The following is a 22,131-nucleotide window of genomic DNA, read 5'->3' on the forward strand; positions in this document are numbered from 1 at the left end:
AACCTGTCAAAAAACACCTATAATGCAATAGGTGTTTACACTTATTTAACATTGTGAACTAAAAGCTTCATCGCGGCGTAACACTATCGTCAATTCAGCGGTCTACATTATTAGCCCTCTTAAACCTTGGAACCAAGTTAAAGGTTTATAGGTCTTATCGTAGTTCAACAACGACGCGTTATTGATGCTTTGGGTGTTAAATAGCTCGGTGTAGACACAAAAAAATTATCGCTACTGCTAGGACGCAGAGCATGTTGTGGTACTGCCGCGTACAGTACGAAGAGGAAGAGTGTTATGCAATTATCAGAAGAACAAAGTTTTAACCAAGCCCTTATCAAGCTTTCAGTATTACTTTATCAAGTCGACGGAATGGTCACACTGTCGGAACAAGACTACCTGAATGCAATGGTTGAGTCTTTAGACTGGCAAAGCCCAATCTGTCGCGAAGCATTTCTAAACGACACGATATACCAAACGCGAAAGGCCATTGACACCGGCGATGCCATGACGTTTTTACGCAGTTTGAAGCACGACCTATCGTTTGATGCCGAGAAAACGTTAGAGGTTGCAATGGCGATCACGGGCGTTGATGGCGAGCGAAGCGAGGAAGAAACCGAACTTCTATCATTACTTACCCATAAATTACTCGCCAAAGCTTTAGTTTCGGGTAAAGATACACTGCAATAATCGCTTTTTATTGCCACAGACCTAAACGTTAACAATGCCAAATTTTACCGTTAAAGCAGCACACGCATGTGCTGCTTCTCTCGCGCTGTTCTTATTGAGCGGCTGCCATTCGTCGCACAGTTCTCAGTTCAGCGCCAGTGCACAGGCCTTCCCGGTTGGTGTGCAGCCTTTCGATAATTACCTAAATGAAGTTGAACGTTACTTGCTTGAACATAGGGCATTTATTTCTGACGACAAAGCACAAGAAATGTCCATGAATATGCCATTTGAATGCGGCACACAATACCGCAATATTGGCGTCTTGTTAGTTCATGGATTAGGCGATTCACCTTACTTTTTTCGTGATGTTGCCAACGCCATGTGCAGTGAGGGCATCCACGTTAGAACCATCTTGTTGCCGGGACACGGCTCAAAACCCGGAGACATGCTAAATGTTAGCTATCAGCAGTGGCAGACAGAAACTAATCATCACATACGACTATTTTCCGAAGAAGTAGACAACCTCTACATTGGTGGCTTTTCGACGGGCGCTAACTTGACCACAATAGCAAGTTTTTCGATGGCTGAAGAGCTTGATATAAAAGGGCTAATGCATTTTTCACCAGCCTTTAAATCACGCTTCTTTGTGTCGCGTTTAGCGCCTTATATTGACTCATTATTTCCCTGGCCTAATGTTGAAGAAGAAGATAACCCAAGCCGCTATAACTCCACTGCAATGCCAGGGTTCGCTGCCTATCAAGAAAGCGTAAATGTGCTTCAAGATTTATTCTCTAAATCGGAAAAAGAAAAGCGTGCGTTGAATTTACCTGTGCTTATGGTGGTGGCAGAAAAAGACAGTGTGGTTGACACAAAAAAAGTAGCTGAACAGTTTAGAGATAATTTTACTCATCCACACAAGTGCTTATTGTGGCAGGGTGAGGACGAACCCGATGTACCTGAAAATACACTCATCATGCAAACCATGAAAGTCCCGGAGCAGCGTATTAGCGCAGCCTCTCATATGAGTACACTTTTTTCAGATAAGAACCCGCTATATGGTACTGCGAGTGACTTTCGCATATGTGATAACGGTCAAGGTAGTGACGCTGAAGCGCGCTGCAAAGCCGGCGAAGAAGTGTGGTATGGGCCGTGGGGATTTGAGCCCGATAACGCTGATGAAGAGTTAGCAACTAATAAGAAAGACAAGGTGTATGCAAGGCTAACCTACAACCCTTACTTTGATAGGATGGTCGATCAACTACTCGCCTTTACAGGTAAAGCCAAAGTCAAAGCGTTCTGTAAAACCTACTAGGGCAGTAGGTTCTTAATCCATTTGAAAGCTCTAGCATCAGCCGTTTTTTAATAAAAAAACGCCCAAGCCTTAACGCGAGTAGTAACACTTGTTGTTACAACACACGTAGCTTGGGCGTCTCTCTTAATTCTCAAAGCAAACCTAGCGCACAGTAGCCGTTTAGATGCCGCTTAAATAGGCATAGCGCCTACTTAAGCGGGAAAATCCTAGGAATGCTGTGCGTTGGCTTCTTCCATTTCCTTCTCAAGCTTAGCGCTTTCGTCTGCACGTGGCTTGGTAAATCGGGCAAGTGCAAGATACAAAACCGGTGTCAGGTAAAGGGTAAATACTACGGCAATACCCAATCCACCAAATACGACCCAGCCAATAGCATTACGAGCTTCTGCGCCAGCGCCTGTGGACAGAATGAGCGGCAGGCCACCTAGGATTGTTGAAACCAGCGTCATCATAATAGGGCGTAATCGCACTCTACCAGCCTCAACGATAGCATCGTAAATATCATAACCCTTATCGCGAAGCTGGTCGGCAAATTCAATCAAAAGAATCGCGTTTTTGGCGAGAAGACCTATCAACATTACCAAGCCAATTTGCGAGTAAATATTAATGCTGGTGCCGGTTAAAAACAGGGCATAGACCGCGGCTGCAATACCAAAAGGAACGGTAAGCATAACCACAACCGCACTGTTCACACTTTCAAATTGTGCAGCCAATACAAGCAGTACAATGACAAAAGCCAACACATAGGTGAGCGCTACTTGCTTAGACGTTTCTTCATAAGTTTGTGCTTCGCCAAGAAACACAAGCCCGATACCGTTCGGTAATGATTCTGCTGCTAGATTGCGAATATTTTCCACTACATTGCTAAGCGCTACGTCTTCGGGCAATTCCATTTCCAGCTTAATTGCGCGGCGCTGTGCCTGACGCTCTAATTCAGCGGCAACACCTTCTTCACTGATGAAAGCTACGCTAGAAAGAGGCACCAAGTTTCCGTCGGTACTTTTCACATATAAGCTAGTAAGCTCAGATGGATCTAATATACTGCGATTATTAGTTTGCAGCATGATAGGGATAGATTGGTCGCCCACATTCAAATCTGCGATATCATCGCCGTTCACAGCGGCGCGCAGGGTACTTGCTATATCGGTAAGCGGCACGCCCAGTTCTTCAGCACGGCGTCTGTCAATATTTACTCTCATCTGAGGTTGGGTAGGGTCGTAGCTTATTCTCGGTCTACCTAGTTCAGGTAGTGCATCTTCAATCTGACGAGAGAACGCTTGTGAAGCTTCGAAAATGTTTTCATAAGTGTCGCCAGTTAAAGCTATTTCAAGCCCGCCGCTTTGACCGCGAAGGTTCAAACTATTGCCGCCGAAGGCACTACCTGGTGCACCAGGAATTTGCTGAAGCTTAGGGCGTATTTCATTTACTACTTCTTGCAGAGATTTGTCTCGGTCATCCCAATGCTTCAAAGGCGCTGTGATAAAGACGATGTTGGGATCCCACGAACCGACTACCGTGTAAATGGAATCTATGGTGCCGTTATCCACATAGGGAAGCAGCAGTTCTTCCATCTTTTCAGCTTGTCTGTCCATAAAGTTTAGGCCAGCACCGTCTGGACCTCGTGCAAAAATACGAATTGTGCCTCTGTCTTCGCTTGGCAGTAATTCATTATCGATATTTTGCGATAAAATATAAGCGCCACCGCCTGCTGCTAAGCTCAACACACCAACTACCCAGCCATATTTAAGCGCTTTTAATAATGACGCCTGATACAGGCGCAAACAAGCGTTGCCAAAACGGCCAAAGGTCTTGCTAAACAAATCGCTTTCTTTCGCTTCTTTCACCTTAAGTCGGGCGGTAAGTGCAGGAACCAAGGAAAGGGCAACGAAAGATGAGATTATAACAGCGCCAGCTAATACGCCTCCAAACTCCCTGAATAAAAGCCCTGCAGTAGAAGGAAGGAATGCGATGGGAATAAATACTGAGGCGAGTACTGCGGTTGTTGCTACTACTGCGAAGAATACTTCTCGTGTGCCCACCACGGCAGCCGCACGGGCACCTAGACCCATACTTCTACGACGCTGTATATTTTCAGAAACCACAATAGCGTCGTCTACTATCATACCCGTGGCCAATACAAGCGCGAGGAGGGTAAGAATATTAATGGAAAAGCCCATACCCCAAATAATAGCCAGTGCACCCGCTAGCGAAACGGGTATCGACAGGGCAGGGACGATGGTGGCACGCCATGAACCAATAAACACTAAGAGTGTGACCACGACTAACGCCACGGTCAAGCTGAGTGAGACGACCACTTCTTTAACCGAGTCGCGGATAAACTCTGCATCATCGGACGTTACTACGATATGCATATCAGTAAAACGCTTGTCGAGGTCTGCGACCATGGCCAGCACTTCATCCGAAATCTCGATCGTATTAGAGCTTGCTTGACGTATTACGCCAACGCCTATGACTGGTGTTCCATCCAAGCGAACTACGCTGGTGGTGTCGGCAGGGCCGAAGTACACACTGGCAACATCATTAATGCGAATGTCACCGCTTACAACAATGTTACCCACATCTTCTGCCGATACCGAAGTTGCATCAGCTCGCACGATTAACGCTTGTTCGGCAGATTGAATACTGCCAGCGGGTACATCAAAAGGCGCAAGCGATAGTGCATTAGCAATGTCACTCATCGATAGGCCAAAACTGGTTAATCGTAGAGGATCCACAGAAACGCGCAGCACACGCTCTCTTTCTCCATCTAACATAACGTCGGCAACGCCAGGAATGCTTAAAAACAATGGTGCTACATCGGTGTCGACACGTTCGGTGAGCGTCTCCATGTCCAAGGTATTACTTGAAATAGCAAGGCTTACGACCGCCTGAGCGTCGCTGTCGGCCCGAATGATCGATACTTGTTCGACATCTTCCGGAAGCTGTCGCTGAATTCGACTGACCGACTCACGTACTTCGTTAGCCGCGTCTTCCAAGTTAACGCCGGGGCGAAACTCAACCCGAACACGGGCCGAGTTTTCTTCACTTTGCGCATAGATGTCTTTGACGCCACTCACACGCGCAACCGCACCTTCAAGGCGACCAGTTACTTCGGCATCTACTGTTTCAGGAGATGCGCCGGGAAATTCTGCTGTAACGGTTACCTGAGGTGTATCTACATCGGGCAGTTCGCGCACTTCAAGACCGCTCAATGCAGCAAACCCAGCGATAGCAATAAGTAGATTTAGTACAACAATAAGAACCGGGCGTCGAATAGATAGCGATGGTAAGTCGCTAACTGACGAAGATAGGTTTGGATCACTCACCTTGAGGCCCTCCGGCCAGTTCGGTAGTAATCTCTTGTCCGGTACGTAAGCGTTGTACACCTTCAGAAATTAGTGTGTCACCTTCTTCAATGTCGCCCGAAACAAGGATAGTTCCTCTAAGACGCTGATGAACACTCACGTCAACACGTTTAGCCTTACCGTCTTCGGCAAGCCATATGTAAGCGCCAGTAGCTCCCCACAAAAGTGCGGCTTCTGGAATGGCAGCAAAGCGATCGCCTTCAATGCTTAAATTAACCCGAAAGCTCATGCCAGGGCGAAATTGATCAGAAGAGTTGTCGAGTAATGCTCTAGCGCGAAGCGTTCTATCTGCCTCGTTGATACGAGAATCAACCTGAGCTATTTCGGCTCTTACTAGTTTCTCTCTGTCACTCCATGGCTCAAGCGTTACGTTTGGCGCATTCAGTAAAACGGGCAATGCTGCTTCAGGCGCTCTGAAGTTAATAAAGAGTTTGCTTCTGTTATCCAGTGTAGTGATCACAGTCTGCTCGTTAATGCGATCGCCTACTTCAACGTCAGTTATGCCCACAACACCGTCAAAAGGCGCTACGATGTGTCTGTCTTGTAAATCGGCTTGAGCTTCTTCCAATGCAACTTCTGCAAGGTCACGTTGAGTGCGTGCTAAGTCCAATTCACTGACCGGTACAGCGCCTTGCTTATAGCTTGATGCTAATCGTTCTACGGTGCGCTGTGCGTCTTCCAAAGTGAGTTTGGCGCGTTTTAATGCCGTTTGCTGGCGTCTATCATCAAGACGAACAAGCACCTTTCCTTTTTCTACTGTTTGCCCAGGGACAAAGTTAATTTCTGTTACTTCATCAGCGACGGCAGGATACAACACAATTGAACGAACGGCTTCAGCACTACCTACTGCTTCCACTTTTCGCGTTTCGTTCATAAATTCAATGGGCTTGGTTACTACAAGCTTTGCTTGCCTGTCTCCCATAAACTGCGCATTTGCAGTTTGCACCATCATTAAAAAAAGAGCGCAAAGACCTGTCCATGTCTTCATTGCACCATAGAATGAATTTTTCATTTTAAACCCGTAGCGTTATTGGAACCTGTGCAGAAAAAGCTGCTGGCCCTTTATTTTTGTATTACCAAAACGTATGTTTTGTAGTCGATTGGTCGACCTCGTTGTTTGTACCGTATAGCACCACAGGCGGTTCAGCTAAGCAATTGCAGTTCGGCGTATTCCCTGTACAGGGTATCGCTTTTCATTAACGATGCATGGTCGCCGCTTCCTACGACCTGACCTTTATCCATAACTAATATGCGATCGGCGTGCTGCACCGTCGCAAGTCGGTGAGCAATCACAATGCTGGTTTTACCTACCATTAATCTATCTATCGCTTGTTGAACCATACGCTCACTCATCGCATCAAGCGCACTTGTTGCTTCATCGAGGAGTAAAATTGGGCGGTCGGCCAAAATAGCGCGAGCAATAGCAATACGTTGTTTTTGACCGCCAGAAAGTTTTACGCCTCGTTCGCCTAACTGTGTGTTGTAGCGCTCATCTAGGTTATCGATAAATTCGTGGGCAAATGCCTGCTTCGCTGCATTTATCACGGCGTCGTCACTTGCATGTGGGCTGCCGTAGCGAATATTTTCCAACACGGTATCAGCAAAGACCACGGGCTCTTGGGTAACTATCGCAATATGTTGGCGCAGAACGTCTACAGGCATTTTGTTGATAGGCGCACCATTGAACAGTATTTGTCCGGCACTTGGGTCGTAGAAGCGCATTAATAATTGAAATAGCGTTGTTTTGCCTGCGCCACTTGCTCCTACCAGAGCAAGACGTTCTCCTGCTTGAATGTTAATGTTTAAATTATCAAACAAAGGTTTGCTGTTGGGGTAAGCAAAGCTGACATTTTCCAATTCTATTTTTGGTGCCGCTTTGGAGATTATCGGTGTAGCGCTTGCTCCTTTTAATGCTGAGTACGTTGAAGAAGCAGAGGCTTCAGCTGTGTCACCATTCAAAGATCGAATAGAAGGCTCAGTGGTAAATAGCTCGTACAAACGCTCACTTGCACCAACACCTCGCTGTACTTCACCAATGACTTCGCTGATTGTGGCCACACTGCCGCCAGCCATTACGGCATAGAAAAGGAAAGCGGAGAGTTCACCTACGGTCATAGTGCCGTCTAATACTTGCCTTGCCCCCACCCAAGCAATGAAGATGATGGCCGTCATACTGATACACATGATGCAGCCAATAAGTAGTGAGCGATAGTGAATACGCTTTTTAGCTACGTCCATGGCAAGCTCTACCTTTTTAGAGAAATGCAGTCGTTCGGCATTTTCAGCGGTATAGGCCTGTACGGTCATAATTTCATGGAGACTTTCATCAATGCGTGCACCCAAGTCCGCCACTTTGTCCTGGCTTTCTTTGGCATAACGGCGCACTTGAGGCGCCAGTACCTTGATAGGAACCAGCACAGCGGGTACTGCAACAATTACACAGAAGGTAAGAAGGGGACTAGAAAACGTCATAAGTGCCAGTGCACCAACGAAAGTCACGACCGAGCGAAGGGTCATCGACAAACTCATTCCCACTACAGTCTGGATAATTGTAGTGTCGCTAGTAAATCGAGAAATGACCTCGCCAGTTCTAAGTTCCGCAAAAAATGAAGGCGGAAGAGACAGCAAGTGCGCATATACCTGGTTTCTGATATCAGCACTAACCCGCTCGCCAAGCCAAGTCATTAAGTAAAAGCGCGCATATGTTGCTAAACAGGCCACGATAGTAATGGCTAGCACTAATACTGTGGCTTTGTTTAACGTATCCGCTGCGTTTTCTATGAAGCCGCTGTCGATAGCGTACTTAATGCCTTGCCCAAGTAAAAGCCATGCAACTGCGGCCGTGAAAAGTGCTATAACTGCACCTACAACGCGCGCTTTGTAGCGAAGTAAATGTGAGCCAATCCACTGTAAGACTTGTTTGGTTGATACACTAGCGAGTGGTGTTGTCAAAATTACCTCTTCATGCGCATAACTAATTCATAGCGTTGATTTCGCTACGCTTATTAAAATTCATTATTTGGATTATACGGCAAAGCATGTACATTGGACGTAGGCAATGCGATTACAGCGGCAGTATTTACGCTGGGATGAAAGTTAACGTCGCAGAAGCAAAGCAAAATAGTTAAAACGGGAAAATAACGATGAGTGAAGCACGTACTTTGTATTATGTTCATGATCCAATGTGCAGTTGGTGTTGGGCATTCGTTCCTACTTGGGAGCAAATACAGCGTGAGTTACCCAACGACATTGAGGTTGTCTACTTGCTTGGCGGGCTCGCACCGGATAGTGATTTACCTATGCCGTTCCAAATGAAACTTACTATTGCAGGCTATTGGCAAACTATTCAAGATCGTGTGCCTGGAACACAATTCAACTATGATTTTTGGACAAAGTGTCAGCCTCGTCGTTCGACCTATCCTTCGTGTCGAGCAGTTCTTGCTGCAAAAGCGCAGGCTAGAGATAGCGATGAAGCAAAAGCATTAGAGAAGGCAATGATCAAGGCAATTCAAGAAGGGTATTACCTGAATGCGAAAAACCCGTCGGATTTTGATACCTTGATAGCATTTGCTGAAGAAATAGGGCTCGATGTCGAGCGCTTTGAAATAGCACTCAATAGTGAAAGTACAATTGAGAAATTAAACGAAGAAATGCATATGGCGCGTAGTATAGGCGCCCAAGGCTTTCCCAGCTTAATACTCAAATCAAACAAATTTGCCGAGGCAGAAGAGACAAAATCACAAGCGCTTAAAAAGCCACAGTGGCAAAACGTTCCCTACGACTATAACGACGCAAGTGTAACCCTGCGTCGTCTATAATCGTTATTGAAAAAAGCGAGTACTTTTAAACTGTGCCTTCCTTGCATTGTTCAAGGCGTAAATCTCCCACCGATTTTGGGTATTCAACACGGGTTGTAACGATGTCAGAAACAGGGACGCCAGAATCCGTTTCTTGGAGCCATACTTTCATATCGTGATGGTCACGAGATTGGTTGAGCGAGTAACGCTTGCCGCCTTCTAAGTTTACATCTAGCCTAACTATCGCCTCGCGAGTGGTACCATCAGGCAGGTCAGTGTTTACGACACTGGCTTGAACAAATAGAACATGCTCTCCCGGCTCAACATCCCGAAGAACTAACGCACCGTTAGGGCGTTGGTTAAAACACATCAACTTTACGTACTCTCGCTTATTGTCAAAGGCTTCTCCGCGGTTAGCGAAAAAGTCTATACGAGCTTCATTGGGTTGGACTTCTGCTTGTTGTGTGACCATATCTGTAGCGGATGAACACGCGAAAAGTGGAGCAATTGATGTAGCGAGTATGAGTGATGATAATTTCATTCGAATAATCCTTCTTCGTGATCCATTTACTGAAGCCTTTGATTAACAAATGCGCCAGAGAAAAACTAAAATCCAGTTAACTGCCATCCTTTAAACTGCATATGGCTTAAGTTTTTTATCCACACTAAATTCTAGTGCTACGTTAACAATACACCACCAGATGTTATTTTAAAGAAACTTACGAAAGATCATGCATGTGTATTTGCGTTCTTAGGCCATCACCTACTTACGGGAGCCATATTGAACTAAACAAAGGATAAATCAGGTTTTTACTTGCATTGAGTGGTGATATCCGTATAATTCGGCGGCCTTCTAATTGGTGTCTAATTTTTAGACGTTGGTTGAAGGCTTAAGTTAACGGTAACGCTACAACGAGTTTGAGGCATTTATGGTTACTATTCGTTTACAGCGTGGTGGCGCGAAAAAGCGTCCATTTTATCAACTAGTGGTGGCTGATAGCCGTCGTGCAAGAAACGGTCGTTTCATTGAAAACATCGGTTTCTTCAACCCAACTGCACAAGGTCAAGCGGAGCGTCTTCGCGTAGATCTAGAGCGTGTTGAATACTGGGTTGGTGTAGGCGCGAGCTTATCAGATCGCGTTTCTAGCTTGGTAAAAGAAGCGAAAAAATCTGCAGCGTAAGCTGTTATTAACTGGTGGTATAGATGAGTCTAGCGTCTGACAAAGTGATTGTTGGCAAAATTGGCGCACCGTACGGTGTTAAAGGTTGGGTCAAAATCAACAGCTATACAGAAACGCCAGAAGGTATTTTTGATTACGCGCCATGGTTTCTTGGCGATGAAAAGGAATACCAAATTGACCAGTGGCGACCGCACGGTAAAAGCCTCGTTGCAAAAATTGTGGGCGTTGATAGTCGAGATGATGCTGAGCGCATCAAAAACTTGGATATCAACATAAATGCTTCACAGCTGCCTGATTTAGGCGACGAAGGGGTTTATTGGCGTGAGCTCACCGGCATGAAAGTAGTAACAACGCAAGGTTACGACTTGGGTGTGGTGAAAGAAGTGTTTAATACAGGTGCTAACGACGTGATTCACGTTAAAGCGAATGTAGGCGATGCTTTTGGTCAAAAAGAAAGACTATTACCTTTTGTGTTCGACGAAGTCGTACAAGAGGTGGATAAGGAAGCGAAGGTCATTAAAGTTGACTGGGACCCGGAGTTTTAAGTGACACCGGAAAAGTGGTTCGGCGTTGTTAGCCTGTTTCCAGATATGTTTGCCCCTTTTACCCAACAGGGTGTTATAGGTCGAGCAGTTAAGTCTGGAACGTTATCGGTTGACACCTTCAACCCCCGTGACTTTACACATGATCGCCATCGTACAGTAGACGATCGCCCCTACGGAGGCGGACCCGGTATGCTGATGATGGTAAAACCGCTAACCGACGCAATACAAGCTGCCAAAAAAGTTGGTGGCGAAAAAAGTAAGGTGATCTACTTATCACCACAAGGGAAACCCCTTGACCAAGCAGGCGTACAGCGACTTGCAAACATTGACCGCACAATTTTAATTTGCGGTCGATATGAAGGCATCGACGAGCGAGTAATCGAAAGCCATGTAGATGAAGAAGTCTCTATTGGTGATTACGTGCTAAGCGGCGGTGAACTGCCAGCAATGGTTCTTATGGACGCGGTTGCTCGATTAGTTCCTGGCGTGTTGGGGCATAAAGCCTCAGCAGTTGAAGATTCTTTCACTGACGGTCTTTTGGATTGTCCGCACTATACGCGGCCCGAAATACTCGATGGTCAAAAGGTACCTGATGTGTTGTTAAGTGGGGACCATGAAAAAATTAGGCAGTGGCGATTGATGCAATCATTAGGTAGAACCTGGCAGCGTCGCCCTGAATTGTTAAATCACCTAGCTCTGACTGAGGAGCAGCAGCGTTTGCTTGAATTATTCCAAGCGCAACTGCAGCAAGATGACAGTTAACTAGGACGAGAGGATATGATGAGCAAAGTCAGTCAAGATATCATCAAAAAAATCGAAGAAGCACAGCTAAAGACTGATGTTCCTGCGTTTGGTCCAGGTGACACAGTAGTTGTTAAAGTTCGCGTTACCGAAGGTGACAAAGAGCGTCTTCAGGCTTATGAAGGTGTTGTTATCGCTAAACGTAACCGTGGTCTGCACTCGTCTTTTACCGTGCGTAAAATTTCTAGCGGCGAAGGCGTTGAGCGTGTGTTCCAAACACACAGCCCGGCAGTTTCTTCAATTGAAGTGAAACGTCGCGGTGCGGTTCGTCGTGCTAAGCTTTACTATCTACGTGAGCGTTCAGGTAAATCTGCACGTATCAAAGAGAAGCTTAACTAAGATTACTAATCCTTGCGTTATTGTTAACTTCGAAAAAGCCCGCTTTAAGCGGGCTTTTTTGTGCCTGAAATTCGATCCATTCAACCTGTTTTTTAATACAAACATTAAGGTTTCTTAATAGAGAGATGGATGAGTACAGAATACTTTATCGTGTTAGGCGTTGTTGGCGTCGCATTTTTTGCTGTATCGGGCGCATTACTGGGGCATGACAAAAGTATCAATGGGTTTGGCATCGTCGTTGTCGGCGTGATGACAGCCCTTGGCGGAGGTACTTTAAGAGACCTCCTATTAGGAAAACCTATTTTCTGGGTAGAAACCTCAGAGTATCTACTAGCAACCTATTCAGCTATATTCGCGACAGTCTTATTCATTCGCTATATGCCTTCTCCTTCCAATTTTTACTTTATACTTATCGACACCATAGGGCTTGCTATTTTTAATGTCATAGGCATCGAGAAAGCACTTATTAGTGGAACCGGAATGATTGTCGCCCTAACGATGGGTATGACAACCGGTATCTTCGGGGGCTTGATGCGCGATGTGGTTTGCAGAGAAGTACCTTACGTTATGCGTGGAGATGTTTACGCGAGTGCATGTTTTGCCGGTGGTCTCACTTACGCCGCCTTGTTTGCCCTAGACATCCCTTACATTTGGTGCATTTTAGGTTCTATCTCTGTAACAGTTTTAATGAGAATTGCATCGTTGCACTGGGGGGTTAAAGTCGATCTTTTTAGGAAGAGAACACCAAGGCCTAACTAACAGTGTAGAGCCCAACATCGATATGCCCATGAAAAGACTTATTAGCAAATATCGGTGAAGCGTCTTAAGTGACGCTCCACCATAGCACCTATTATTGTTATGCCATGAGTGAAAGCGATTCTATTAACGGTTTATTCTCGTTATCGATAGTGTGGATGATATGTTTATGTAGACGCTTTTTGTGTTCGCCAAAAATGCCACGCTTTTTATCAAAGGTCTTAGCGTAATTCAGCGCACCTTCCATCAAGCTTTCTTGTGTATCGTACGCCTTTTCTACCACGTGATCTTGCTCTAATTCTTTACCAGATACACGCCTTCCGGAAAGCTTCATTTCATTAAATCTGTAATACGGCATCGCTTTTTTAACAAACTCAATCATACCGGGCAGAAAGGGGATTGATAAATCTACTTCAGGGAAACAGAAGAAGCCTTTGTCTGCGCGCATAAATCTGAAGTCACAAGCGCACGCCAAAATTGCTCCGTTTCCGAAGGCGTGTCCGTTGATTGCAGCAATAACGGGAAGAGGGAAGAGAAGAAGGGTTTTAAATACCTCGTCCATATCGTGCATGAATTGCTTTATTTCTTCAGTACGGCCAGTTTTCATTGCCGGCATCAACCAATCTGTATCTATGCCTAAACTAAAGCATTTCTCGTCGTTCGATGTGATCACTAGCGCTTTGCAGTTTTCATTACTTTTGATGGTATTTAACGCTGAAAGCATCTCCTTTGCGAAGAGAGGATTGTGGCGGTTCTCTCCATTTTGCATGGTTAGAATGGCGACGTCGCCAGTGTAGGTTAGGGCTAAATTTTGCATTGTGTTCTCATTATTATTCCGTTGTCGCAATGATACAAAATCCTGACAATAAATGAGAAATTTAGCTTATTTATGTTGGTCAATTACGCCATTAAATTCGTGGAGCATTTGAAAACGTAAGGGCGGGATGTCACTATAAAGCGTTTGACTAATGAGGAAATTCGGAACAAGCCTCACTGTCGATTAAAAATTGTGCTATCCCTATGCGCTATTGCCATTCAGTCATGCTCATTCGCTTCGAATCTACCCTAGATTAAAGTATTATTCGTTATTACTTGCGCTATTACGCTTGAGTTGCTAAAAAGTCAATGACGTTAAAGAAATATAGAAAAAGCTGGTTGTACAATAAAGTTTACATGCAGATTGCACACTCTTTTGGCGTTTAATTTTCCGTTTTTTATTTGTAGTTAAGAGAGTAAGAGAGCTCCCATGATCAAGGACACCGTAAATAATGTTCACGTAAGTACCGAAGATGTACTTATAACCCCTGAAGCGCTTAGTGCTAGATTGCCTGTGTCAGACAAAGCGTTAGCGGCTATCTCTGAGTCTAGAAAGATTGTTTCAGATATCATTCATCGTCGCGACCATAGATTGCTTGTCGTGTGTGGACCATGTTCTATACACGACGTTGAAGCCGCGAAAGAGTACGCACTTAAGCTTAAAGAGCTTCATGAATCATGCAAAGACACACTATTTATCGTTATGCGTGTGTACTTCGAAAAGCCGCGTACCACAACAGGTTGGAAAGGTTTAATTAACGACCCGCATATCGACGGTACATTTGATATTGAAACCGGTCTTCGTAAGGCAAGAGAGTTGTTAATTTGGCTTGCAGAATTAGAGCTGCCTGTTGCAACAGAAGCACTGGATCCAATTAGCCCTCAATATCTTGCTGAGCTATTTAGCTGGGCTGCTATCGGTGCGCGTACCTCTGAATCGCAAACCCACCGTGAAATGGCCAGCGGCCTGTCTATGCCTGTAGGATTCAAAAATGGTACAGATGGAAGCCTAGATATTGCCATAAATGCCCTTAAATCGGCGGCATCGGGTCACCGCTTTATGGGAATCAATAAGCAAGGCCAGGTAAGTATTATCGGGACCAGCGGTAATCCAGATGGCCACATTATTTTGCGCGGTGGAAAGCAGCCTAACTACGACTCGGTTTGCGTATCAGAGTGCGAGATTGAGTTGCAGGATGCTGGTTTAACAGCGGGCTTAGTAGTAGATTGCAGCCATGCAAACTCATCGAAAGATTATCGCCGCCAGCCATTGGTTGCTCAGAACGTGGTCAATCAAATTCTAGAAGGCAATCAGTCTATCATTGGCGTTATGTTGGAAAGTCACTTGAAACCCGGTAATCAAAAAGCTGAAGGTAAAAAGCCAGAAGAACTTGAGTATGGTGTTTCAATCACAGACGGATGTATTGATTGGGAAACAACAGAGAACTTAATATCTCAAACCAGAGATAAGTTAATAACTGTGTTACCCTTACGCCAAAATAAGCGCACGGTGGCATAAATCCAAGCAACGCCTAAAGTGGCAAGAAAAATTTGCCAATAAGCCACGTGCCATTTGATTCAAGGATAAGACAGAATGGCCGATTTATCGCAGCACTTAAAAAAGTTAGATACGCTGCGTGAAGGTATCGACGAGCTGGATACCCAGCTTGTCGAATTACTCGCAAAACGCAATCAAATTACAACCCAGGTCGGTCAAATTAAGGCTGAAGCTGGTATGCCCGTTTATGTACCAGAGCGTGAAAAAGCGTTGATAGCCTCCCGCCGTGCTCAGGCAGAAGCACTTGGGGTGTCGCCCGATCTCACCGAAGACTTATTACGTCGAGTAATGCGAGAGTCTTATCACACGCAAAACAACAAATATCGCTGTGTGAAACCTGATGTCGACAACGTTGTTGTAATTGGTGGAGCAGGAGCACTTGGCCGTGTGTTTGTGAGCTTGTTCGAACGAAGTAATTACAACGTTTCAGTTGTGGAAAAAGACGACTGGGAAAGCGGTAGAGCAACATCGTTATTGAGCTGTGCTTCACTGGTTGTTGTTGCAGTGCCTATTAATCTAACCGAAGCCGTGATTAGCAAGCTTACTATGCTGCCAGAGGATTGCGTGCTTGCAGATATAACCAGTATTAAAGCTAAGCCACTTGAGGCGATGCTTGCCGCACACAATGGTCCGGTTGTTGGACTGCACCCCATGTTTGGTCCTGACGCGCCTGGCATGATTAAACAGGTAGTGGTAGTGTGCGACGGACGTGGCAGTGAGAAATACAGTTGGCTCATTGAGCAAATGCGAATTTGGGGTGCTACCATTCACGACTCCAGCGCACAAGAACATGACCAAGCCATGGCTTATATTCAGGTAATGCGTCACTTCAACACGTTTGTGTACGGGCAACACTTAAAAGGTGAAGATCCTAATCTGGAATCACTCACCATGTTTAGCTCACCTATTTATCGTTTAGAACTCGCAATGGTAGGCAGGTTATTCGCTCAGTCACCACAACTTTATGCCGATATTATTTTCAATAACCCTGATAACTTTGCACTTCTACGTCGCTTTTACGAACGTTTTGGGATTGCATTGTCATTACTTGAGAATGGCGATAAAAAAGGGTTTGTCGAACAGTTTATGAAAGTCGGCGCGTGGTTCGGAGACTATGCGAAGAAGTGCTTGGTAGACAGCAAACAGATGCTGTTAAAAGCGGACGATGGTCAGCTTTTAAGAGATAAGTAGTTTTAATAAAGCGGTTAATTGGTAAAAAGGTGAGCTTCAAAGCTCACCTTTTTCGTGTTAATCAGCCAGCGCACTCGCCGCGGCCACTTTGGTCGGGCTAATTTCTTCGCTTGGATAGCAGCCCAATACTTTGATGTAGCGGGTAATACCACGCAATGCATCAAGGGCATTTTGTACAGGGCCATCTTCTACATTGCCTTCTACATCAATGTAGAACATCTCTTCCCATGGATTACCTGGAATAGGACGCGATTCAAGCTTCGTCATATTGATGCTGTTCTCTCGTAGCACCAACAAGGCCTCTACAAGTGCACCTGGCTTTTGGATGGTAGACATAACAAGTGTTGTTTTAGCAGGAACTTGAAGTGGAACCACTACTGGGTTGCGCGCAACAACGATAAAACGGCTATGGTTTTCTTTTTGGTTTGCTAAGTTACTCTTTATTGCCATTAGGCCGTACAAGTTACCACCCGCTTCGCTGCCTATTGCGGCTACGTCATCGCGTTTAAGCTCACTAACTGTCAACATGGCAGACGAGGTGCTGTCCATGGTTTTCACTTCTACGTTCCCTAGTTCTGCTAAGAAATGGCTACACTGAGTGAACACTTGAGGGTGAGCGTAAAGCGTTTTTATTTTATCGATACTGGTGTTGGTTCCCACTAACAATGTATGGCGGATAGGGTGGGTGAGTTCACCAATAATACTAAGTTGGGTATGCTGTAGTTGGTCATACACTTCATTGATACTGCCAGACGTCGTGTTCTCAATAGGCAATACCGCGTAATCGGCTTCTGTACTTTCAACTTTGTGAATAATTTCAGCAAAGCTCTGACAGCCAATTTCCAGCAATTCGCCGGGGCGACGAGAGAAGTACTTTTGCGTTGCTAGATAAGAGTAAGAGCCCTTGTCGCCCAAGAATGCCACTCGGTTTAAGGGCAATGTACTGCCAGGGTTAGCGCGTTCAGCAAGCATAGCCTGCTGGTTTAAAACAGAGTCTTCAATAATAACGTGGAAAATTTGTGTCACATAATGAGGGTCTAAGCCGATGTTTTGGCCTTCTTTTATTAGGCGCACCAATAGCTGTTCTTCTCGCTTTTGATCTCTCACAGGAATGTGATGCTTTATTTTCGTCTCAGCCACTTCGTTGGTTAACTTTCTGCGTTCTGAGAGTAAAGTAAGTAATTCACTGTCTAAAGCGGTAATCCGCTCTCTAACAGTATCTAATGCATTGTCTGACATATCATTCCCGTGCGTATCGTATAAGAAAATTCTGCTAAAAAAAAACCTCCCAGTTGGGAGGTTTTCATGCATGTAGCCGCGCCTCCCTAGTTAAAGGATATAAACGCAAAAAAGAAAAGTGCTACGTGCATAGTATTCTGTTTCATAGGTTTGAATGTATGTTGAACGCCTATGTGTGTCAACCGATTTTTACAAATTGAATAGTTGTTTTTAATGTGGAGGACTTGAAAAAGTAATTAAAATGCGCTGTTGGCTTTATAAAAAGCCAAACGGTTAGGGCATGAAGCGTTGGCAGGTGCCGTAAATATACACCTGCCGGTGGGTAATTTGAGAACGCCGTTTAATATTTTTGCGCTTAGTTACCTAATAGTGCTGAAAGCATTTGTCTTACTTCGTTGGGCTCAAAAGGCTTATCGCATAGCGCGTTCACACCTGTTTGCTGAATATTAGCCATATGTGCGCTGTCAGCCGACTCTGACGTTACCATGATAATCGGTATATGTGTGGTTTCTGGATTAAAGCGGATAAATTCCGATAGTTCCCTGCCATCCATTTCGGGCATATTGTAGTCGGTAACCACGAGGTCAAAAGGTTCATCTTTTATATAAGTTAGCGCCATTGCGCCATTCTCAGCTTCTTTTATGCGTTGAAGCCCCATGCCTTCTAATACGCGTCGAATATGATTACGCGCTAATTTACTGTCATCAACAAGAAGTACGCGAACATCGTGTACGTCAAATAGTTCTAATTCTAGTTCATCGTGATTGATTAAATCTAAGCTTGCGTTTAACGCACGAGACAAATGAAGGGGTTCAAATGGTTTAGGAAGAATTGCCGCAACACCTGCCTGCTTAAATTCTTCTAGTTTGCTTAAACGATTTTCACTGGAAACCAACATGAAGGGGATTGTTTTAAATGCGTCGTCTTCTTTAATGAATTTAAGTAGTTCTAGTGCGGTTCCATCTTCGTAGTACATCGCGCTTACGATTAGGTCAGCACCGTGCGCTTTTACCGCTGAACGAGCTTCGGAAAGGGTACTGACGGGGTCAATTTCCTTTACGTGTTCTTTTAACAACAAAGTGGTGATGATCTTTCTTTGTGTGTCAGAAGGCTCAACTAAAATAATGTGTAGATCAGAAATTGACAGCTTTTCCATTTCAGACTCTTTTTGTTATATGTTTATGAAAAAGTGAGAGCTCGCTAGCTGGCTAGCGTTACATTAGCCCCCAGCAAGCTTAACTTTATACCCTTTATCGGTAAGTAGTGTGCGGAGCTTTTCCCTGTCATCAGTTTGTACTTCAATGACACCGTCTTTCACTGCGCCGCCGCAACCACATTTTTTCTTTAGCTCAGAGCCTAGTTTTTTCAGCTCATCAGACGCGAGGTCTAATCCCTTAATCAGAGACACCCCTTTTCCTTTGCGACCTTTAGTTTCCCTGTGAATACGAACAACGCCGTCAGAAGACACCGAACGCGCTTGCTCTTTTGGCTCAGGCTTTATTTTGCCACTTTCAGTACTATAGACCAAAAGGGCGTCTTGCCAGTCTTGCATACATACCTCAATAAATTGCGTCTTTCCATCTAAATGGCGATAAAAAAAGCATTACCATACGAAAGTTTAAGATGACTTTCATGGCGATGTGTAAAAGTTCAACTAGTATAAGAATAGCAAAGTTAAAAGCATGTGATGAAGCATTTCTGCTTACATTTTTAAGGAGCGAATATGGAAATAACGTCGAGCTATCAAAATCAAGGGAAAGTACTAGTGGTAGATGTAGGCACTAAGTTTGACTTTAGTAAGGTAGAAGACTTCAGAAACGCCTATGGCGAACTGGGCGCCGATGTCTCTCACATCACCGTAGATTTATCGCGTACTGAATACATGGATAGCTCTGCCTTAGGTATGTTGTTAAACATGCAAAAGACACTCGCTGAAAGAGAATTAACCTACAGTATCGAAAATGCCCGTCCTCAGGTTGCTAAAATCCTGAAAATATCTCGATTCGATAAAAAGTTCGACATTAAGTAAGAAAAGCAAGTCGCTAAATTAACATTTTATCGAAGAGACATACGTGAAGATCCTCATTGTTGACGACGAGGCTATCAACCGTACATTGCTTACTAACATGCTTTATAACGCAGGTTATAAAGAGTGTATCGAAGCGGTGGATGGTGTTGAAGCTATCAAAAAATTTACGCACGAAAAACCCGACTTGGTTTTGTTGGATGTTGTGATGCCTGGGCTCAGTGGTTTTGACGTTGCACCCAAAATACGCAAGCTTGCGAAAGGGCCGTATCTACCTATTCTTTTTATCACCGCTTTAGAAGATAAAGAAAGCTTAGTGAGGTGTCTGGAAGTTGGTGGGAACGACTTTGCCACAAAGCCCTTCGACCGACACATTCTAATTGCCAAAATTCGAGCCCACTTAAAAATACGTGCTTTGAGTGAACACATAGAACAGCAAAATAAAGCACTTCGTTTATTCAATCAAAGAGTGGCGAGAGAGCACGCCATTGTGGAACATATTTTTAGCCACGCTATTGTCAATCGACCCGAGGTAATGGCGCATTTCGACTGCTTCCTAAAGCCAGCTGAAACCTTTAATGGCGATCTCTTTCTATGCGAATCAAGCCCTAGTGGTGGTATTTATTTTGTGGTGGGAGATTTTACAGGTCATGGTTTGGCGTCAGCAATTGGTGCGTTGCCTGTAACCCGAGCCTTTCAAGAACTCAGCCAGCAAGGGGTATCTATTTCTGAGATTATTTCAGAATTAAATCGAATTTTAATTAAGTTTCTACCAAGTGACATGTTTATGGCCGCAGTGGTGGGCGAAATTAACGCGGGGGGCAATAGAATCAACTTATGGCAGGGTGGAATGCCGGCTGTCATTGTTCCTGCCAAAACTGATTTAGCATTGCGCTGCATTCCCTCACGTCACATGGCATTAGGGATCCTAGACGAGCATGAACTCAACACCGATTGCGATACCATTCAACTAGGATGCAATGAACAGCTTGTAATTTGTAGCGACGGGCTAATTGAGAGTACTAATCAGGAGGGAGAAATGCTTCTTGAGGAAGGCTTGGTAAGAATAGTAAAAGAGCAAATGCAGACGCATGGGAAAATAGAATCCAATTCACTTTTTCTTAAGGCAAAAGAGCATTGCGCAGCCTCTTCATTTCACGATGATGTCACGCTAGTCGTGTTTACCTCTCAACCCATTAAAACGCCCGTATCACCAAAGATGGATTTTGGATTGCCATCGGTGCATGAAGTTGCGCTTGACGCACAACATTTGAAACAGCCTGACATTCTCCAACGCGTGCTACAGCTTGCGGGGCAATGTGAGGGCATTCAAGCGGTGCGTTCGATAATTTATACCGTGTTGTCGGAACTGTTTAATAATGCGTTAGAGCATGGGATCTTGAAACTCGACTCAAAACTCAAAGCTGATAGTACAGGGTTCCATCAATATTACGAAAACCGCGAGGCTTCACTAAAAGCGCTTAGTCACGGGCGAATTAATATTAGGATAGAGTCTTTACCCCTTAAAGGTAAGGTGCTGATAGCGGTTGAAGATAGTGGTGAAGGCTTTGAGTGGAATAAGGCAAGTACGGTAGGCCGGCGTCATTCCGTTCATGACGAAAGCTTTGGGCGTGGGCTCCCTTTGCTTCACGCGCTGTGCGAACGAGTGTGGTTCGAAAATGGCGGGAGTAAAGTGATTTGCTTACTTGATACTAAAATTTAGGCGCCTTTAGAAAATATCTTTACGAGCAAAATGTTCATATTCATGTTTCTCTGAGGGCTTTTAAACTCTCACTTTACAGCTCTAGTCGCTGAGTACAGTTTACATAGACTTGCTTGCTTAGTCATCGCTGTAAATCTGTCCATCTAATCCAGCAATTAATCGAATTTAGCTTTTACCGAGTAAAAGTTTTATCGATACTCAAATTTCATTAACCGCGGGCGTTTCTGCGGTGACACAAGAAGTAGGGCCCCATGCTGAAATCATTTCTTAAACTTTTCGAAGACACGCATAAGCGCACAGAGCCAACGTATACCGTTGAATTGGCGACTGCTGCATTACTTAGTGAAATTGTAAACGCTGATAATGAAGTAACGGATAGCGAGAGAAGTGAATACGAGAAACAGCTCAGAAAGCATGTAAACATAGATGAGGAAGCGATGTCGTTGTTGCTTGAAAGAGGGCAAGAGACGGCTGACGATTCAATTGACTTAGTGCGTTTTACTCAAGTACTAAATAAACACTGCAGCGCTGATGAGAAAAGAGATGTGATAAAGAGCCTCTGGGCTATTGCATACGCGGATGAATCTTTAGCGCCTCTTGAAGAGAGTACTATTCGTCAAATAGCTGATTTATTGTACGTTCCCCATAGCCAATACATTAAAACTAAACTTGAAGTAGTTGAAAGAACATAGCGTTCATCATCACTCAGTTAGTCTTTTTTGTATTAGCTAAAAAAATGGATTCAAATTTAGCGACCTGTACCTTACTATTGTGAACAAATAATAATAAAAGCTTAGCGGTGACAGTGCTGTTTCAGAG

21 protein-coding genes are annotated in these 22,131 nt (G+C 44.6%); 13 read left to right on the forward strand and 8 right to left on the reverse strand.

All coding sequences use genetic code 11. The features are described 5' to 3' along the window. The first annotated feature begins 294 nt into the window (after positions 1 to 294). Together MHN09_RS01770 and MHN09_RS01775 are read left to right on the forward strand one after the other, a co-directional pair. Complete coding sequence (locus MHN09_RS01770) at positions 295 to 687, forward strand: TerB family tellurite resistance protein (protein ID WP_039227263.1); 393 nt, start codon at positions 295 to 297, stop codon at positions 685 to 687. A 34-nt stretch (positions 688 to 721) separates the two neighbouring features. Continuing rightward, positions 722 to 1,978: an alpha/beta fold hydrolase gene (locus MHN09_RS01775; protein ID WP_061094604.1), complete on the forward strand. Its 1,257-nt coding sequence runs from the start codon at positions 722 to 724 to the stop codon at positions 1,976 to 1,978. 206 nt (positions 1,979 to 2,184) lie between these two features. Here the strand turns inward: MHN09_RS01775 and MHN09_RS01780 are convergent, their stop codons facing one another. From MHN09_RS01780 to MHN09_RS01790, 3 genes are all read right to left on the reverse strand, one after another. After that, entirely contained in the window at positions 2,185 to 5,301 is a 3,117-nt protein-coding gene (locus tag MHN09_RS01780; RefSeq protein WP_239238802.1) for an efflux RND transporter permease subunit, read from the reverse strand. Continuing rightward, a complete protein-coding gene (locus MHN09_RS01785) occupies positions 5,294 to 6,352 on the reverse strand; it encodes an efflux RND transporter periplasmic adaptor subunit (RefSeq protein WP_101563870.1) in 1,059 nt (352 codons plus the stop codon). The genes MHN09_RS01780 and MHN09_RS01785 overlap by 8 nt, the downstream gene beginning before the upstream one ends. Positions 6,353 to 6,483: 131 nt before the next feature. Further along, complete coding sequence (locus MHN09_RS01790) at positions 6,484 to 8,292, reverse strand: ABC transporter transmembrane domain-containing protein (RefSeq protein WP_156078096.1); 1,809 nt, start codon at positions 8,290 to 8,292, stop codon at positions 6,484 to 6,486. Between the two features lie 191 nt (positions 8,293 to 8,483). Here MHN09_RS01790 and MHN09_RS01795 point away from each other — a divergent pair, with 191 nt between their 5' ends. Then, entirely contained in the window at positions 8,484 to 9,158 is a 675-nt protein-coding gene (locus MHN09_RS01795; protein WP_239238805.1) for a DsbA family protein, read from the forward strand. A 25-nt stretch (positions 9,159 to 9,183) separates the two neighbouring features. On the opposite strand, the gene MHN09_RS01800 is transcribed toward MHN09_RS01795, so the two are convergent. Next, positions 9,184 to 9,678 carry a hypothetical protein gene (locus MHN09_RS01800; protein ID WP_014948831.1) on the reverse strand — a complete coding sequence of 165 codons (495 nt, stop codon included), beginning with the start codon at positions 9,676 to 9,678 and terminating at the stop codon, positions 9,184 to 9,186. Between the two features lie 388 nt (positions 9,679 to 10,066). On the opposite strand from MHN09_RS01800, the gene rpsP reads away from it, so the two are divergent. The 5 genes from rpsP (at position 10,067) to MHN09_RS01825 (ending at position 12,762) form a co-directional block, all read left to right on the forward strand. Further along, positions 10,067 to 10,318, forward strand: coding sequence for a 30S ribosomal protein S16 (gene rpsP / locus MHN09_RS01805; protein ID WP_014948832.1), 252 nt, complete (start codon positions 10,067 to 10,069; stop codon positions 10,316 to 10,318). Between the two features lie 23 nt (positions 10,319 to 10,341). Next, positions 10,342 to 10,863 (forward strand): ribosome maturation factor RimM, encoded by a 522-nt coding sequence (gene rimM, locus MHN09_RS01810; protein ID WP_156086127.1) that lies wholly within the window; start codon positions 10,342 to 10,344, stop codon positions 10,861 to 10,863. Continuing rightward, positions 10,864 to 11,625 carry a tRNA (guanosine(37)-N1)-methyltransferase TrmD gene (trmD, locus tag MHN09_RS01815; RefSeq protein ID WP_014948834.1) on the forward strand — a complete coding sequence of 254 codons (762 nt, stop codon included), beginning with the start codon at positions 10,864 to 10,866 and terminating at the stop codon, positions 11,623 to 11,625. It begins immediately after the preceding gene. A gap of 18 nt (positions 11,626 to 11,643) precedes the next feature. Beyond that, the gene (rplS, locus tag MHN09_RS01820; protein ID WP_024015986.1) at positions 11,644 to 12,003 is read left to right on the forward strand and encodes a 50S ribosomal protein L19; all 360 of its coding nucleotides are present in this window, start codon (positions 11,644 to 11,646) and stop codon (positions 12,001 to 12,003) included. Between the two features lie 129 nt (positions 12,004 to 12,132). After that, positions 12,133 to 12,762, forward strand: coding sequence for a trimeric intracellular cation channel family protein (locus MHN09_RS01825; protein WP_014948836.1), 630 nt, complete (start codon positions 12,133 to 12,135; stop codon positions 12,760 to 12,762). A gap of 97 nt (positions 12,763 to 12,859) precedes the next feature. On the opposite strand, the gene MHN09_RS01830 is transcribed toward MHN09_RS01825, so the two are convergent. Next, the gene (locus MHN09_RS01830; RefSeq protein ID WP_168532676.1) at positions 12,860 to 13,576 is read right to left on the reverse strand and encodes an enoyl-CoA hydratase/isomerase family protein; all 717 of its coding nucleotides are present in this window, start codon (positions 13,574 to 13,576) and stop codon (positions 12,860 to 12,862) included. Between the two features lie 429 nt (positions 13,577 to 14,005). Here MHN09_RS01830 and MHN09_RS01835 point away from each other — a divergent pair, with 429 nt between their 5' ends. Next, positions 14,006 to 15,094, forward strand: a complete 1,089-nt coding sequence (locus tag MHN09_RS01835; protein WP_061094609.1) for a 3-deoxy-7-phosphoheptulonate synthase — start codon at positions 14,006 to 14,008, stop codon at positions 15,092 to 15,094. 75 nt (positions 15,095 to 15,169) lie between these two features. Next, positions 15,170 to 16,324: a bifunctional chorismate mutase/prephenate dehydrogenase gene (tyrA, locus tag MHN09_RS01840; protein ID WP_014976023.1), complete on the forward strand. Its 1,155-nt coding sequence runs from the start codon at positions 15,170 to 15,172 to the stop codon at positions 16,322 to 16,324. Between the two features lie 57 nt (positions 16,325 to 16,381). Here tyrA and pheA read toward each other — a convergent pair whose 3' ends face one another. The 3 genes from pheA to yciH form a co-directional block, all read right to left on the reverse strand. Next, complete coding sequence (gene pheA, locus MHN09_RS01845; protein WP_039227282.1) at positions 16,382 to 17,563, reverse strand: prephenate dehydratase; 1,182 nt, start codon at positions 17,561 to 17,563, stop codon at positions 16,382 to 16,384. A gap of 355 nt (positions 17,564 to 17,918) precedes the next feature. Further along, positions 17,919 to 18,719, reverse strand: coding sequence for a response regulator (locus MHN09_RS01850; protein ID WP_014948846.1), 801 nt, complete (start codon positions 18,717 to 18,719; stop codon positions 17,919 to 17,921). A gap of 63 nt (positions 18,720 to 18,782) precedes the next feature. Further along, the gene (gene yciH, locus MHN09_RS01855) at positions 18,783 to 19,115 is read right to left on the reverse strand and encodes a stress response translation initiation inhibitor YciH (RefSeq protein ID WP_014948847.1); all 333 of its coding nucleotides are present in this window, start codon (positions 19,113 to 19,115) and stop codon (positions 18,783 to 18,785) included. Between the two features lie 171 nt (positions 19,116 to 19,286). Here yciH and MHN09_RS01860 point away from each other — a divergent pair, with 171 nt between their 5' ends. The 3 genes from MHN09_RS01860 (at position 19,287) to MHN09_RS01870 (ending at position 22,004) form a co-directional block, all read left to right on the forward strand. Continuing rightward, positions 19,287 to 19,592, forward strand: a complete 306-nt coding sequence (locus MHN09_RS01860; RefSeq protein ID WP_014948848.1) for an STAS domain-containing protein — start codon at positions 19,287 to 19,289, stop codon at positions 19,590 to 19,592. Positions 19,593 to 19,635: 43 nt separating this feature from the next. Further along, positions 19,636 to 21,312: a fused response regulator/phosphatase gene (locus MHN09_RS01865; protein WP_049585867.1), complete on the forward strand. Its 1,677-nt coding sequence runs from the start codon at positions 19,636 to 19,638 to the stop codon at positions 21,310 to 21,312. Positions 21,313 to 21,563: 251 nt separating this feature from the next. Next, positions 21,564 to 22,004 (forward strand): TerB family tellurite resistance protein, encoded by a 441-nt coding sequence (locus tag MHN09_RS01870; RefSeq protein ID WP_014948851.1) that lies wholly within the window; start codon positions 21,564 to 21,566, stop codon positions 22,002 to 22,004. Positions 22,005 to 22,131 lie beyond the last annotated feature (127 nt).

This window comes from Alteromonas sp. MmMcT2-5 (assembly GCF_022348315.1).
In the GTDB taxonomy this organism is placed as follows: domain Bacteria; phylum Pseudomonadota; class Gammaproteobacteria; order Enterobacterales; family Alteromonadaceae; genus Alteromonas; species Alteromonas macleodii.